This window comes from Planococcus sp. VCh962 (genome assembly GCF_057748275.1).
Map to the genome: position 1 here is coordinate 379594 of NZ_JBYLHS010000002.1, position 15365 is coordinate 394958.

Here is a 15365-nt window from a genome sequence, read left to right on the forward strand (position 1 = left end):
GAGATACCCTGTGCCATCAATTATAATAAAAGAAAAGAGAGGAGATGATCACATGTATATGACAATCCCGGAAACTGCCGTTTTTCTATCAATGCCTGAAGAACAAGTGATGAGTTATGTGCTCGAAGGCCGTATTCGCGCAGTCAATGACGGAGAACAGTACTTGATCAACACCTCACAGTTCGAAACGCATTTCCAGCAGCTTGAGTTAGCAAAACAAGCCCTTGAAGAATGGCGTGCCATGCCTATTCCGGACGATGTGGATATTCAAGACGAAGATTAAGCAAAAGCATCTTAGCCGAGATTTCGGCTAAGATGCTTTTATATTTTTTATTTAGGGTAGCGGATATACTGGCGCTGGCCTTCGATGATTTTTTTATTATCTTCGATCATTTTATCGTAATTCAGCTTTTTCATGTTTTCAAAATCTTCATCTGCAATCACATTCAAGCCATTCAGGTTCTTGCGCATTTTTTCCGTATTGTCGGTGATGCCTAGAACAAACTTCTGCAGTTCTTGCCCAAGCCCATTCCAGCCTTCAGATTTTTTAAGAAAAGAAGCAAAAGATTTGATTTCAGCGTTTTTTTCCAGCAGCAACTGTAAATTCATGTATTGATACAGAGTCAGCAGGTTTGCCGTTTCCTGTGTCTTCATGACGTCTGCTTCAACAATTCCCTTGCGGACTAATACGTCATTTTCGTAATAGTTCTTGTAGTCTTTTATTAATGAAGTCAGGTTCTGCTGTATCTTCCATAGCTCTGCAAAAGCTTCTCTTCCTTCTAAAACAGCTGAATCCTGTGTAGCAACAGGGATGCTTAACGGTTTTGTAAAATATGCTGCGTTTATTTTCAAATAATCCATGCCAATATTGAAAATATTATTGCTCAAATCACCGAAAAGAGCTAAATGGCGTTGAGCTTCCAGCGCTTCGTCGCGGTCTTCTTCACCTGGGGTCACATAAGCAGTTGCAACAGACGCATTGTTTTTAGTGAATCCAGCCATGTAATAAGGCTTGCCATTCACCATCCAATAAATCGGATTTACAAATATGCCTTCTGTCCATTTTTTATGCTTCTTAACTTTTTTCAGGAGCTGTTTCGTCGACTCTTCATGCACAGGGCTTCTCTCCCTTGTTCAATATTATTCACTGCTGATTTAATGGTACCACATTAAATGCTCATTGTTATTATATTCCAAAATTTTTCATCGCCCTGCAGCTGATCTCTTTTCATTCTGGTAGCCTATTCCATTTAAAAATGTTAAATTTTCATTTTAAAATTGTCGCATTAAAGAGAATCATATAAAACCGATTCTCTCAAAAAAGAAAAAACTCATGCTAAGGCATGAGTTGGGGAACTACTAAATGATTCAATTTCTTTTTGATATGGTTGCTCCATTTCTCAAATTCCACGAGAAAACCATCGTGTCCAAATTGCGTTTCAACGATTTCCCAAGAGGCATTCGGCAGCCCTTGAAGCCAAGGGATCAATTGCTCACTCGGATACAGCAAGTCTTTTGTAAAGGATAAAGAAAAGATTTCCACTTCTATTCTTTCTTTTGATACATCATGGGTATTCATCGCTTTCAGCAAGGTCAAGTAACTATTGGCATCAAAACGCCTAGCCAATTTTTTCCCTTGATAATCGAGATAAGATTCCACTTCAAAGCGTCCCTCATTGGAACAGCGCCGAAACCTTTGATCAAACAGGTTGCCGCTTCGGTAAGTAACCATTGCGGCCATGCGCGCCAATTCAAAGCCTTTCAGTTCAGAGGAATCCGCATAATTTCCATTATTGAAAAACGCATCATTCTCTATCGCTTGAATGCCAAGCCAATTAAAAGCTACTCCATAATCACTGTATGCCGGTGTAACAGCGAGCGGAAGAATAGCATCCACAAAGTCCGGGTATAAATGTCCCCATTCCAGCGCCTTCATGCCGCCCAGCGATCCCCCGAGGACCGCTGTCAGATGAGTGATTCCTAATTCCTTTAGCGCCTTATACTCTGCCCGCACCATATCACGGATGGTAAGGTCCGGAAACGAAGCACGGTATGGCTTACCGGTTTCCGGGTTGATGGACATTGGCCCTGTTGATCCGTTGCAGCCACCCAGCACATTAAACGTAATGACTTGAAAAACGTTTGTATCCACGGCTTTCCCTGGTCCGATCAATCCTGACCACCAGCCCGGATTTTCAGCATTGCCGACTGCAAATTGATCACCGGTTAAGGCATGGCAGACGAGAATCACAGGAGCATCTTTTTTGCCACATCGTTCGTAGGCAAGCTCTACGTTATGCAAGATTTCCGTCGACTCCAGGGTCAGTGTTCCTATGGATACTGTCGTCATTTCCGTCGCCTCCTATACGTTCTCGAGTACCGCTGCCTGAATGGCTTGTTCAAGGTCGGCAATCAAATCTTCCGGATTTTCCAATCCTACCGATAAGCGGATCAATTCTTCTGTAACGCCTGATAATTCCAGTTCTTCTTTTTTCAGCTGCTGATGCGTTGTTGAGGCCGGATGAATGATCAGCGATTTCGCATCTCCGACATTTGCTACATGGGACCATAACGCAACGCTGTCAATCACTTTGCGTCCAGCTTCGCGTCCGCCTTTGACGCCAAAATTGACAATCGAACCGTATCCGTCTTTTAAGTATTTCTGTGCCAATTGATGAGACGGATGATCTTCAAAACCGATGTAATTAACCCATTCCACTTGAGGATGGTTTTTCAAGTATTCGGCTACAATACGGGCATTGCTGTTGTGGCGTGGAATACGCAAATGCAAAGTTTCCAGTCCCTGTAAAAACGCGTGAGCACTTTCGGCACTTAATGTCGGACCGAAATCACGCAGCAATTGGACACGCAGCTTAGTCGCGAAAGATACACCTTCCACATCGATGCCGAAGCGGATGCCATGATAGCTTTCATCCGGCTGCGTATAGTTCGGGAACTTTGGATTGTTCCAGTTGAATTTCCCGCCATCTACAACGACACCGCCGATAGTTGTCCCATGTCCGCCAATCCACTTTGTCGCAGAATGGATGACAACGTCAGCGCCGAATTCAATCGGGTTGCTTCCGTATGGTGAAGCGAAGGTGTTGTCAATCAATAAAGGAATTTGATTCTCATGGGCAATATTTGCCACTGCTTCAACATCAAAGACATTCAAGCTCGGATTTCCGATGATTTCCCCAAAAATCGCTTTTGTCTTATCTGTAATGGCTCCACGGAAGTTTTCCGGATTCGTGCCATCCACGAATTTAACGGTGATGCCATAACGCGGCAATGTGTTGGCAAAAAGACTGTATGTACCGCCGTAAAGATTGGCGTCCGCCACAATTTCATCGCCTGCTTCTGCTATGTTCAGGACAGAAAAAGCAATGGCTGCCATTCCTGAAGATAAAGCTACCGCTGCTGTTCCGCCTTCAAGAAGCGCCACGCGCTGTTCAAAAACGTCAACCGTCGGGTTCATGATGCGTGAGTAAATATTTCCTGTTTCTTTTAACCCGAATAAATTCTGGGCATGCTCCGTATTTTTAAACACATAAGAAGTCGTTTTATGGATGGCTACCCCTCTGGCTCCAGTTACTGGATCCGGTTGCTGTGCCCCATGCAATAAAAGCGTTTCAGGTTTAAAGTTTGTCATTTTGTTTCCTCCTAAGGTTTTTTTGATGGAAACCATGGTTGAGGAGGAATAGAAAAAAGCCCCCTTCACTTAAGAAGAGGGCCGTCATATACGGATTGCCTCCTCTCATCTGCCAGATCCCGTCGTCCCGGATCTGTAGGATTTAGCACCTTTCCAAGCGTCGCTTGTTGGTTGCCGGGCATCATAGGGCCTATTCCCTCCGCCTCTCTTGATAAGAGTATTCAGATTTAGTTTTCCATCATGTTGAGAAGTATAAAATAAAACAAATAATTTTGTCAAGTGCATTTTTTCAAAAGATTTTGAAACCTATTACTTTTTTATACGTTTACAGTAATAGAGGTGAACAATAATGATTGTATGGATTGCACTTGCACTTATTTTAGGTTATTTGATCGGCTGTCTGCATGGTTCTATTGCTGCCCAGCTGCTGTCCGGCGTAAATGTCAAAAAAGAAGGCGTCAAAAATTCAGGAGCATCAAATGCAGCCATTGTTCTCGGCTGGAAATATGGAGCACTGGTAGCTTTTCTTGATATTCTTAAAGGAGCGGCTGTTGTGGCAGGTTTCCGCTTGTTGCTGAGCGGCTCTTCTTTCCCTGATGAAATGGTTTGGATGCTGCTGTTCTTCGCAGGAGCCGGTGTCATTTTCGGCCATAACTTTCCGTTCTATATGAACTTTGATGGCGGAAAAGGAACGGCTTCTGTCATCGGCGTCATGTTAGCCCTTGATTGGAAGCTTGGCCTGGCCGGCGGGCTGCTGCTTGTGCTGGCAGCGCTGGCTACCGACTATTTGGTGGTCGGAGTTCTCGTATTATACGGCATGTTTTTTGCCATCGCCTACTGGCCGGCTGAAGGGTTATGGCCTTTAGTAACAGCCTTCGCCTTGTTTGCCATGGCGCTCTGGAAGCATCTCGAAAACATCGCACGCATTAAAAATGGAACAGAAAATAAGGTCTCTTCTGTTTTCCGGAAAAAACCGGCCGGCTCCGCCTAAGATGCCCGCCGCTCTTGGGTCAACTCATATTTTTCTGTATTAAGTTAAATTTTTATTGCAAATCCCCTTGACTTATTCGTTATTTCGCAATAAAGTAAACATTACAAATCGAATAACGTACATCACTTTCTTATCCAGAGAAACCGAGGGACAGGCCCTTTGACGTTTCAGCAGCGGATTCGCTATATGCGAAAACTGTGCTAACTCCTGCAAATGCGATTTTGCATTTGGAAGATGAGAGCGAGATGGTTTCATGCCGAAGCCTTCTTTTTTCTTGTCGATAAGAAAAAAGAAGGCTTTTTTTCGTTCAATAATTAGGAAAGATAGAAAAGTACGCAACAAGATTTGCAGAATTCCCACAGCAAGAGGAGGCAGACAGATGATTCAATTTGAAAGGGTTGCAAAAACCTACCAGTCCGGCAAACAGGAAATCCATGCATTGAACGGGATTGATTTAACTGTCGAAACCGGTGAAATATATGGCGTCATCGGGTTCAGCGGCGCCGGCAAAAGTTCATTGATCCGAACGGTCAATTTGCTGGAACGGCCAACAACCGGCCGGGTTTTAATACACGGCAAAGACATATCTACTTTATCCAGCAAAGAAATACGGGAAACACGGAAAGACATCGGAATGATTTTCCAGCACTTTAATTTGCTGAATTCGAAGACCGTTTTCCACAATGTAGCCATGCCGCTTATTTTAGCGAAAACGCCAAAAAACAAGATCAAAGAGCAAGTCAAAGATCTGCTGGACTTTGTTGGCCTTGCTGACCAGGCTGAAAAGTATCCGGACCAGCTCTCGGGTGGACAGAAACAGCGTATTGGCATTGCCCGCGCACTTGCCACTAATCCTTCTGTTCTCTTATGTGATGAAGCAACGTCAGCCCTTGATCCGCAGACGACGCAATCCATTCTGGAATTACTCCGGCGCGTCAATCGTGAATACAATATCACTATATTATTGATTACGCATGAAATGGGTGTTATTCGTGAAATCTGTGATAAAGTGGCTGTTCTCGAAGCAGGAAAAGTGATTGAACAAGGAAGCGTATTCGACGTATTCACTAAACCGCAACATCCCACTACCCAAAGGTTTGTCCGGTCAGTGATGAACGATGAACTCCCAGAATCATTGCTTAACCAGATTCAGGATCCTAATCGCAGCCATGCGATTTACCGCATCCAATTTACCGGATCTGCGGTCGGACAGCCATTGATGTCGAGAGTTTCCCGCGAATTCAATTTGGATCTCAATGTGCTGTTCGGCAATATTACAGAACTGCAAGGCTCGCCTTACGGCAATCTGATTGTAGAGTTTTCTGGTCCTCCTGTTGAAATCCAGCAGGCCTTAAAAGCTATCCGGAGCGACACAGTCAAGGTTGAGGAGGTAGCAAACTATGCTAATTGATAACGAACAAATTTTAGAGGCCCTTTGGGAAACGGTTTATATGACGGGAGCTTCCTTTTTCTTTTCATTGATCATTGGATTCCCGCTTGGCATTTTGCTGGTTGTCACCCGCAAAGGGCATTTATTGGAAAACGAATCGGTTTCAAAAGTACTGAATGTCATCATCAATATTTTCCGGTCCGTGCCGTTTATCATTTTGATGGTTGCCATTATTCCACTGACCCGGCTGATCGTTGGCACATCCATCGGAACAGCCGCTGCCATTGTCCCTCTCGTCTTTTACGCTGGCCCTTATATTGCACGGCTGATCGAGAACTCGCTCTTAGAAGTCGATAAAGGCGTTATCGAAGCCGCTCAGGCAATGGGCGCTTCGCCAGCCCAGATCATCTTCCGCTTTTTAATCCCGGAAGCATTAAGTTCACTGGTGCTGGCCCTGACCATTGCAATTGTCGGTTTAATCGGGGCATCCGCTATGGCTGGTGCAATCGGTGGCGGCGGTCTCGGAGATTTAGCGATTACCTATGGATACCAGCGCTTTGACACATTAGTCATGTTCATCACCGTTGCCATTCTTGTTGTCCTTGTGCAAGGCGTCCAATCGTTTGGCAACGTCTTATCAAAACGGGTCAGAAGAAGTTAAAAATTGCAGGCAGCATGTGTGAAATTTTAATTGATTGCCAAACAATATTAAAACAAACAACTATTGGAGGAATAACAACATGAAGAAAATTACATCCCTTTTATTACTGGCCTTGGTGGCTTTGATCCTAGCAGCGTGCGGAGGCGGCGATGAAGAAAGTGCTGATGGAAACAGAAAAGTCACACTTGGCATCAGTGGTTCGGACACGACAATCTGGGATTATGTAGCGGAAAAAGCTGCAAAAGAAGGAATTGACATTGAAATCGTTACGTTTTCGGATTATGTCGCTCCTAACATGGCGCTTGCCGAAGGAGAATTGGATTTGAATGCTTTCCAAACCATTTCCTATTTCGATGAATTTGTTGCAGAACATAATATTGACATCGTACCCATCGGTTCAACAGTTATTGCACCGATGGGCCTTTACTCAGAAAAGTACAAGTCCATTGACGAACTTCCAGAAGGTGCTCAAATTGCTTTGCCAAATGAAGCAACAAATATGGGACGCGGATTATTGCTATTGCAAGAGGCTGGATTGATCAAACTTTCTGAAGATGCTGGATTGACTGGAACAGCGGATGACATTATTGAAAACCCCAAAAAAATCGAGCTGGTTCCAATGGTATCAGGTCAGACACCACGCGCTATGCCGGATGTAGCTGCTTCCATCATCAACAACGGCGTTGCGGTTGACGCAGGATTGAATCCGACAGAAGACCCGATTGCCCGTGAAAGTGAAACAGCGGCGCCTTATATCAACTTAATTGCTGCCAGCAAAGAAAACGCTGATGATCCTGATTTCTTGAAAATCGTTGAATTATACCAACAGGAAGATACAGCAGATTTCATTATTGAACATACAAAAGGCGCCCAGATTCCGACATTTGTCCCTGTAGAAGAGCTAGTGGATTATCAATAAAGAGAAACTTCAATCAGCGGGGCTTCATTCCGCTGAATGCTCGGTTGATTCTATAATAGTGCCCAGTAAATTTTGAGGAGGAAAATCAATGACAGCTATCAAAGAAGCAGCGTTAACCATTTCCCAGTCCATCAATTCCAAACGCGAGGAATATATCGCGACAAGCCAAGCGATCCATGCCAAACCGGAAATTGGCAATGAAGAATTCTTCGCCAGCGCCACGCTGGTTGAATTGCTTGAAGATGCCGGTTTTAAGGTGGAGACAAGTGTTGCCGGCCATGAGACAGCCTTTTTTGCCAGCAAGGAAAGCCCGCTTCCCGGCCCGACAATCGCCTATTTGGCCGAATACGACGCTTTGCCTGGAATTGGCCATGCATGCGGCCATAACATCATCGGCACGGCCAGTGTTGCCGCAGCAATCGCGCTGGCGGAAACCTTCCCGGCTACTGGCGGACGTGTTGTGGTTCTGGGGACTCCTGCTGAAGAAGGCGGTCCGAATGGCAGTGCCAAAGGAAGCTTTGTGAAACACGGTTTGCTTCAAGGCATTGACGCGGCGTTGATGATTCACCCATCAGGGAAATCTGCGGTTACCACTCCTTCATTAGCTGTTGATCCGCTTGATTTTCATTTTTACGGCAAGCCGGCACATGCTGCTGCTTCGCCGGAAGAAGGCATCAATGCATTGGACGCTGTTCTTCAGCTATTCAATGGCATCAACGCGCTTCGCCAGCAATTGCCGTCAGATGCCCGTATCCATGGCATCATCACACACGGTGGCGATGCACCGAACATCATCCCGGAATATGCTTCTGCCCGCTTCTTCATACGTGCAAATTCCTGGAAAAAAACAGAAGATGCGGCTAGAAAAGTCCGTGCCATCGCTGAAGGCGCGGCACTTGCGACAGGTGCAACAGTCAAGATTGAACGGTTCCAGAACGAAGTGAAAGATTTGGTGCTGACGGATGCCTTGGACGCTGTTGTACGCGAGGAATTGCAGGCCGCCGGCGAAGAAGTCGCTGAAAGCCGTTCAGGCGGGCTGGGTTCTACGGATGCCGGCAATATCAGTTATGAAGTGCCGACTGCCCATCCCTATATTAAAATTGGCCCGGATGATCTGGTTGCCCACACGGTTGAATTCCGCGACGCCGCTAAATCGGAAGTTGGAAATGAAGCTTTGATCCGCGGTGCAAAAGCTCTGGCAAATACCGGCTACCGTCTGCTGACAGAAGCCCCGTTGCTTGAACAAATCAAACAATCACATGCCCATGCTTTAGCTGAAAAAAACGATAAGAAATAACGGAAAGGCAGCCGCCACGCTGCCTTTTTTATTGTCCAGAATCGTATTTTTCTTCTTACTGGTCGTATTTTCGCTTTTGTGAATCGTATTTTGGCCGTTACTGGTCGTATTTTATTCGCTGCTGGTCGTATTTTATTTTTTATGAAGCTGGCGGAGCTTCATCGGGACGTATTGCCAAAATTCCCTATTTTCATGCTAAAATAAAGTGATTACATACTTAGGGGGAACTGTACATGTTTGAAACGCTAATCGAGCGCCTTGTCCGCTATGCAAAAATTGATACACAATCTGATGTGGAGAGCACTGAAACGCCTTCCACTCCGGGGCAATGGGATTTGTTGCATGAACTTGAAAAAGAAATGAAGAGCATCGGTTTAGAGGATGTCAGCATGGACGAATACGGTTATTTGTTCGGTACGCTGCCGGCCAACACAGAAAAAGAAATACCGGTTGTCGGTTTTTTGGCGCATGTTGATACTGCCACGGATTTTACTGGAAAAAACGTCAATCCACAGCGCATCGACCATTATGATGGCGGTGACATTCAATTGAGTTCTTCTGTTACGATGTCGGTCGCCGACTTCCCTGATCTGAAAAATTACGTCGGCCATACTTTGATTACAACTGATGGCACCACTTTACTTGGGGCCGACAATAAAGCGGGTGTTGCGGAAATTATGACTGCCATGGAATACTTGGTTCAGCATCCTGAAATCAAGCATGGAAAAATCCGTGTGGCATTTACGCCAGATGAAGAAATCGGCCGCGGACCGCATAAATTTGATGTGGAGCGCTTCGCAGCGGACTTTGCTTATACCATGGACGGCGGACCACTTGGCGAATTGCAGTACGAAAGCTTCAATGCAGCAGCTGCCAAGCTGACAGTCCAAGGGAAAAGCGTTCACCCCGGTTCTGCTAAAAACAAAATGGTCAATGCCCAAACGGTGGCTATCCGCTTCCAGGAAGAAATGCCGAAAAACGAGGTGCCTGAATTAACGGAAGGCTATGAAGGGTTTATCCATTTGAACAATTTCAACGGCAATGTTGATAAGGCGGTTCTTTCCTATATCATCCGCGACTTTAACAAAGAGGCTTTCGAAGCGAAAAAGGATCATATGAAAAAAGTAGCAGCTGAATTGCAAGAGCAATACGGTGATGAAGCTATTCAACTTGAAATCGAAGACCAATACTACAATATGCGCGAGAAAATTGAACCAGCCATGGAAATTGTCGATGCGGCTGAAACGGCTATGAAGACACTTGAGATCGAGCCGAATATCGTCCCGGTTCGAGGCGGTACAGATGGTTCCCAACTATCTTATATGGGCTTGCCGACACCTAATATTTTTACCGGTGGAGAAAACTATCACGGTCAATATGAATTCATTTCTGTACAGAACATGGAAAAAGCCACACAAGTCATCATAGAAATTGTGAAATCGATGGAACAAAAATAAGCGCCCGCGGGCGCTTATTTTTTTGTGCACGCTATAACGCCCAGGAGGGCTTGCATGCTTCTTATTCAAATAATGCTGCGGCCATTTTGTGCCAGCGCATAGTGGATGCCGTGCTGCAAAGTTTGGAAGCAGTTGAATTTTGATAAGTTGATGCCCGACTCGGTAATAACCATACTCATTTGCGGGGAAATGCCCACCAAAATGGTATAAGTACCAATCAGAGAAGCCGTTGACCCTAATTTCTCAATCAGGCTTGCCGCGTGCTGTGTAAAATTATCGTTCAAGCCAGTTAAATCCAACAACAAATATTTCGCTTTATAAGTTGGCAGATTTTGCAGGGTTTTCACTAATAATTCTTCTGCACGCGCTTCATCATAAGTTCCAAGAAGCGGTACGACGACGATATCTTCAAGCACCGGAATAATCGGAGAAGATATTTCCTGGATCAGCGCATTCAGTTCTGCCGTTTTTTCCTCAACCAGTTTTTCAAGCTGATTGATTTGCTCAGCTTCTTTCAAGCGAGCCAGCCGGTGAATGTTTTCCTCAATGTTTTTTTCTGAAGGATAATATTCAATAATCGTTTCTGGATAGCCTTCAATTTGATGATGGATGACGCGGTACCAGACATTGCGCCCGAAAAGTGAAGTGAATATGCCTGCATAGTGGGCAGCCAAGTAACTTCCTCCCTGTTTCTTCCCTTGCGCTACATTGATTTTGTGTTCCCAGCTATTTCTCAACTTGACTTGGAGAGTGCTGTCCGATTCATTCATTTCCTGAATTTCAGCTTTCCCCCAGCCAGCAGAAGCATATGTATTTGTAATTAAATTCGCAGCTTCTGAAATGCTGACGTTTTTCATGCCGGTGAAATATTCGCCAACGATTAAGCCCTGGCGGAATCCGGTTGTCTCCATCACAACGCTTGCTGCATCTTCTCCGGATATTTCTTCTATTGAATCAAAAAATATTTTCATCGCACTAGCCGTCCAAAACAGTACCGCATCCTGGCCTTCAAATAAGAATCTGCCTTCCTCCAGATCCCATGCAAACTGGAGGCCTCCTACATTGATTGATGGTTTCGTTTCCATGTTGCAACTCCTCCCACTCTTAAAATTGATTTTACCATAATTCTCTTGTTCCACTTAATAATCTGCGGTCTTAAGTAATCACTCTTTCTATGATACAAGATTGTGGTGGCATCTTCATGTTTGAGATTCAGCATTTAAAGGAATACAAAAATAACCAGAACAAAAGAAAGAGGTGCTTTTTGTGTCAGACAAAAAACCATTTAATGAAGAAAATCGTGAAACAAGAGATAGCCGCCCTATGGACAATCCCGAACAAATAAAAACAGATAAAGAAACAATGCATGAAATGTTTGAAGAAGAACAAACGGTAGATGCCATTCCTTTAGAGGATTTGAAACAGAATATGGAAGACGAGGAAAATAAACGTTCAACTAAAGATAATTCAGCAAGCGATGAAATCTTCCCTGATTAATCAACAGAATAAACCTACTTTTCTGAAGAACAGCTTGGCTACCGCCAAGCTGTTTTTTTTATGTTATGATTCATGTTGGAACAGGAGTGACCTATTATGAAAAATATGATTTACCCGTTTATGGTAGTAGTAGCCGCCAGTTGTTATGGCATTCTTTCCACTATTATCAAAGTAGCAATGGAAAACGGATTTACAGCCGCAGAAGCGGTAACTAGCCAGTACTTTGTCGGATTTGCCTTAGCAGCTCTTTTGCTTTTAATTACACAGCGGAGAATTCCCCGCTTGCACGGTTGGAAAATTTTAGTGATGTCCGGCGCCTTCACCGCTGCCACCGGTATGGTTTATGGACAGTCTTTGGTATACTTGCCAGCGTCATTGGCAGTCGTATTGCTGTTTCAATTCACTTGGATCGGCATGTTTTTGGATTGCATCGTACATCGCAGATGGCTGAAACGGACAGAAGCCATCTCACTTGTTTTATTATTTGGCGGAACTATATTGGCTGCTGGAGTGATTGATGCGGATCTCAGCAGCATCCCTTGGCAAGGATGGGCTTGGGGGCTCGGAGCAGCTTTCTGTTTTTCTGCTTTCATGTTCGTCAACGGCATAAAAGTCGAAGGCATGAATACCACCACTCGCCTGTTTTATGTCTCTTTTGCCGCTGCCATTGTTGTTGCTTTTTTCCAAACTCCCGAAGTTGTATGGAATGGAAGGCTTTTTGATGAAGGACTTTGGGTATACGGTCTGCTGCTCGGATTTTTCGGCATTGTCATGCCGATTTGTTTCTTCTCGATTGCTGTACCGCACGTCGGGTCGGGCCTCGCTTCAATTTTAAGTGCCATGGAATTGCCGGTTGCCGTGTTTGCCTCGGTCCTTGTCTTGAACGAAACATTGACCATCCTTCAAGTTGTCGGCATCGCCGTTATTCTGTTCGGCATGGTGCTGCCAAGTATATTCAGCCGCAACCCTAAAATTATAGAACCCGTTTAAAGGCCCGCCCTCCAGCGGGCCTTTTTTCATTCTTTTTTAGTAGCCCTAAAAGCCCGATTGGTTCAACTAGCAATCCGTGGGATGAACCTCCACGGATTGAAGTTTCACTTTACCCCGCTTTAACGCCCACTATGGCCCCCGCTTTTCAAGTGGAAGCCAATGGCCGTAAAAGTCCGATTGGTTCAACTAACAATCCGTGGGATGAACCTCCACGGATTGAAGTTTCACTTTAGGTTTAGCTTGGGTTTAAACAGGAATATATAAAAGGAGCAGTTAACTATCAAAGGAGTGAAGAGGATGAATCAGGAAGAATTGAAGCAAAACGCTTTAAAGATTTTAGAAGAAAGTCATGTTGGCATTTTATCGACGGTGCAAGGCAATAAGCCGCATTCCCGCTACATGACGTTTTTCCATGACGAATTCACTTTATACACAGCGACACACAAACAAACGCAAAAAGTTGATGAACTGGAAGCTAATCCACATGCACATATCCTATTGGGCTATGAAGGCCAAGGCGTAGGTGATGCCTTCCTGGAAATCGAAGGAACAATGGGCATACATGATGATCAAAGCATGATTGACAAAGTCTGGAATGAACACTTGGAAGGCTGGTTCTCAGGCCCGGATGATCCAGACTTGGTCATCTTAGCTATCCAGCCAACCCGAGCCCGACTCATCAATAAAAAAGGCCTAGAGCCGCAAACACTTCAATTATAAAATAAAAAAAAAAACGGCTCATTTATTTGAGCCGTTTTTATGGTTGCAATATTGCCCGAAGTCCTTCTTTATTGAACAACAGATCTTCTAACGTATATTCATCAAGAACCGCGAGATAAGCATGCAATGCTTTTCCCAGCACACCGCGAAGTCCGCAGACTGGGGCAATCGGGCAGCGGTTATGCTCCATATCAAAACATTCGACTAAATAGAAATCGTCTTCCATACGCCGCACTACAGTGCCAATATTAATGTTCCCGGGGACATCTGCGAGTCGTATGCCGCCTCCCCGTCCTCTAATGGTATGGATAAAGCCGGCTTTGCCCAGCTCAAAGGTTACTTTCATCAAATGGTTTTTCGATATATTATAAGCATCAGCAATTTCCTGGATGGTCGAGAGCTTGTTTTCTTCTTTCGAAGCCAGGTAAATCAACACACGCAATGAGTAGTCGGTGTACATTGTCAGTCTCATTTTTTCACCTTCCCTGCATTCCCATTATACTGGTGAACCGATTTTCGGAAAAGCAATTGAGACTGAAGCTTTGGGTAAAAGGCATGCAAAAAGAAAGGAGCAGTTGCCTTATGCTATCAAATGAAGCAAAAATGATTGTCAAATCGACAGCACCTGTTTTGGAAGAACATGGCGTAGCGATAACCATCAGGTTCTATAAACGGCTTTTTGAAGAGCATCCTGAATTGCTGAATATTTTCAATCATGTCAACCAGGCGCAAGGCCGGCAACAGACTGCTTTAGCCAAAACGGTTTATGCAGCGGCAGTGCATATCGATGATTTGGAAGAAATCATGCCAGCCGTTATCCAGATAGCCCACAAACACGTTAGTTTAGGCGTGAAGCCGGAGCATTATCCGATTGTCGGTGCTAATTTATTGATTGCCATGAAGGAAGTGCTCGGCGATGCAGTAACAGACGAAATTATTCAAGCCTGGTCTGATGCTTATGGTGTCATAGCAGATGCTTTCATCAGCGTCGAGAAAAGCATGTATCAAAATACTGCGGAGCAGGAAAACGGATGGAACTACTTCAAAGATTTCATCGTTGCCCGTAAAGTAAAAGAAAGCGAAGTCATCACTTCGTTCTATTTAAAACCCGCTGACGGTTCAAACGTTCCTACTTATATTCCAGGCCAGTATATTTCAGTACGGGTTTCCATACCAGGGGAAGAATACACCATGATCCGCCAGTACAGTTTGTCCCAGGCGTCCAAGCCGGATGAGTTTCGGATTTCCGTTAAACGTGAAGCAGACAATGATCCCAACGGCATTGTGTCCATTTGTCTCCATGAACAAGTTAAGGAAGGCGATCGCCTTGAAGTGAGTGCACCAGCAGGCGTTTTTGTACTGGATGCCTCTAAAACTACACCTGTCGCGTTCATCAGCGGCGGGGTCGGCATTACGCCGATGATGAGTATGTTTGAAACAGTGGCCACTTCTACACCTGAACGTCCGACTGTTTTCTTGCACGGTGCCCGCAATCGCTACCAGCATGCCTTTGGTGAGGATATCCGCCATTTTGCAGAACGGATGGAAAACGCTTCTTACAAGACTGTTTATTCGGATGAGGAAAATGGCTTTATCACCCGGGAGCTGCTCGAAGAATTTGTCGACACTTCCGGTGATGCCTATGTATGCGGTCCGGTTCCTTTTATGGTCAGCATGATTCGGGAGCTGCGCAATATCGGAATGCGTGATGACCAAATCCATTATGAATTTTTTGGTCCTGCAATGGATTTGGAAGAACGAACAATCCAATAACGACACCTGCTTTTTCCT

16 protein-coding genes and 2 riboswitches are annotated in these 15365 nt (G+C 44.8%); of the genes, 11 read left to right on the forward strand and 5 right to left on the reverse strand.

All coding sequences use genetic code 11. The features are described from left to right. The first annotated feature begins 52 nt into the window (after window positions 1-52). On the forward strand, window positions 53-283 hold the full coding sequence (locus AC3AQ9_RS09200; RefSeq protein WP_488307167.1) for a helix-turn-helix domain-containing protein: 231 nt from the start codon (window positions 53-55) through the stop codon (window positions 281-283). A gap of 47 nt (window positions 284-330) precedes the next feature. Here AC3AQ9_RS09200 and AC3AQ9_RS09205 read toward each other — a convergent pair whose 3' ends face one another. The 3 genes from AC3AQ9_RS09205 to AC3AQ9_RS09215 form a co-directional block, all read right to left on the reverse strand. Beyond that, window positions 331-1116 (reverse strand): hypothetical protein, encoded by a 786-nt coding sequence (locus tag AC3AQ9_RS09205; protein ID WP_488307168.1) that lies wholly within the window; start codon window positions 1114-1116, stop codon window positions 331-333. A 220-nt stretch (window positions 1117-1336) separates the two neighbouring features. Continuing rightward, window positions 1337-2350 carry a homoserine O-acetyltransferase MetX gene (metX, locus tag AC3AQ9_RS09210; RefSeq protein WP_488307169.1) on the reverse strand — a complete coding sequence of 338 codons (1014 nt, stop codon included), beginning with the start codon at window positions 2348-2350 and terminating at the stop codon, window positions 1337-1339. A 12-nt stretch (window positions 2351-2362) separates the two neighbouring features. After that, window positions 2363-3652: an O-acetylhomoserine aminocarboxypropyltransferase/cysteine synthase family protein gene (locus AC3AQ9_RS09215; RefSeq protein WP_488307170.1), complete on the reverse strand. Its 1290-nt coding sequence runs from the start codon at window positions 3650-3652 to the stop codon at window positions 2363-2365. A gap of 102 nt (window positions 3653-3754) precedes the next feature. Beyond that, a riboswitch (SAM riboswitch) is annotated at window positions 3755-3870 on the reverse strand. A 131-nt stretch (window positions 3871-4001) separates the two neighbouring features. Here AC3AQ9_RS09215 and AC3AQ9_RS09220 point away from each other — a divergent pair. The 6 genes from AC3AQ9_RS09220 (at window position 4002) to pepT (ending at window position 10367) form a co-directional block, all read left to right on the forward strand. Continuing rightward, entirely contained in the window at window positions 4002-4643 is a 642-nt protein-coding gene (locus tag AC3AQ9_RS09220; RefSeq protein WP_488307171.1) for a glycerol-3-phosphate acyltransferase, read from the forward strand. A 127-nt stretch (window positions 4644-4770) separates the two neighbouring features. Continuing rightward, a riboswitch (SAM riboswitch) is annotated at window positions 4771-4884 on the forward strand. Between the two features lie 138 nt (window positions 4885-5022). Next, the gene (locus tag AC3AQ9_RS09225; RefSeq protein WP_488307172.1) at window positions 5023-6054 is read left to right on the forward strand and encodes a methionine ABC transporter ATP-binding protein; all 1032 of its coding nucleotides are present in this window, start codon (window positions 5023-5025) and stop codon (window positions 6052-6054) included. Beyond that, window positions 6044-6694, forward strand: coding sequence for a methionine ABC transporter permease (locus AC3AQ9_RS09230; protein ID WP_488307173.1), 651 nt, complete (start codon window positions 6044-6046; stop codon window positions 6692-6694). The genes AC3AQ9_RS09225 and AC3AQ9_RS09230 overlap by 11 nt, the downstream gene beginning before the upstream one ends. Before the next feature lie 79 nt (window positions 6695-6773). After that, window positions 6774-7613, forward strand: coding sequence for a MetQ/NlpA family ABC transporter substrate-binding protein (locus AC3AQ9_RS09235; RefSeq protein ID WP_488307174.1), 840 nt, complete (start codon window positions 6774-6776; stop codon window positions 7611-7613). An 88-nt stretch (window positions 7614-7701) separates the two neighbouring features. Then, complete coding sequence (locus tag AC3AQ9_RS09240; protein ID WP_488307175.1) at window positions 7702-8910, forward strand: M20 family metallopeptidase; 1209 nt, start codon at window positions 7702-7704, stop codon at window positions 8908-8910. 233 nt (window positions 8911-9143) lie between these two features. Continuing rightward, window positions 9144-10367 (forward strand): peptidase T, encoded by a 1224-nt coding sequence (gene pepT / locus AC3AQ9_RS09245; protein WP_488307176.1) that lies wholly within the window; start codon window positions 9144-9146, stop codon window positions 10365-10367. 65 nt (window positions 10368-10432) lie between these two features. On the opposite strand, the gene AC3AQ9_RS09250 is transcribed toward pepT, so the two are convergent. Then, on the reverse strand, window positions 10433-11452 hold the full coding sequence (locus AC3AQ9_RS09250) for an STAS domain-containing protein (RefSeq protein WP_488307177.1): 1020 nt from the start codon (window positions 11450-11452) through the stop codon (window positions 10433-10435). 181 nt (window positions 11453-11633) lie between these two features. Here AC3AQ9_RS09250 and AC3AQ9_RS09255 point away from each other — a divergent pair, with 181 nt between their 5' ends. From AC3AQ9_RS09255 to AC3AQ9_RS09265, 3 genes are all read left to right on the forward strand, one after another. Then, window positions 11634-11864, forward strand: a complete 231-nt coding sequence (locus AC3AQ9_RS09255) for a YczO family protein (RefSeq protein WP_488307178.1) — start codon at window positions 11634-11636, stop codon at window positions 11862-11864. Window positions 11865-11960: 96 nt separating this feature from the next. Then, window positions 11961-12854: an EamA family transporter gene (locus AC3AQ9_RS09260; protein ID WP_488307179.1), complete on the forward strand. Its 894-nt coding sequence runs from the start codon at window positions 11961-11963 to the stop codon at window positions 12852-12854. Window positions 12855-13151: 297 nt separating this feature from the next. Further along, the gene (locus AC3AQ9_RS09265; protein ID WP_488307180.1) at window positions 13152-13574 is read left to right on the forward strand and encodes a pyridoxamine 5'-phosphate oxidase family protein; all 423 of its coding nucleotides are present in this window, start codon (window positions 13152-13154) and stop codon (window positions 13572-13574) included. A gap of 37 nt (window positions 13575-13611) precedes the next feature. On the opposite strand, the gene AC3AQ9_RS09270 is transcribed toward AC3AQ9_RS09265, so the two are convergent. Next, window positions 13612-14046 (reverse strand): RrF2 family transcriptional regulator, encoded by a 435-nt coding sequence (locus tag AC3AQ9_RS09270; protein WP_488307181.1) that lies wholly within the window; start codon window positions 14044-14046, stop codon window positions 13612-13614. A gap of 83 nt (window positions 14047-14129) precedes the next feature. On the opposite strand from AC3AQ9_RS09270, the gene hmpA reads away from it, so the two are divergent. Further along, window positions 14130-15347: an NO-inducible flavohemoprotein gene (hmpA, locus tag AC3AQ9_RS09275; protein ID WP_488307182.1), complete on the forward strand. Its 1218-nt coding sequence runs from the start codon at window positions 14130-14132 to the stop codon at window positions 15345-15347. Window positions 15348-15365 lie beyond the last annotated feature (18 nt).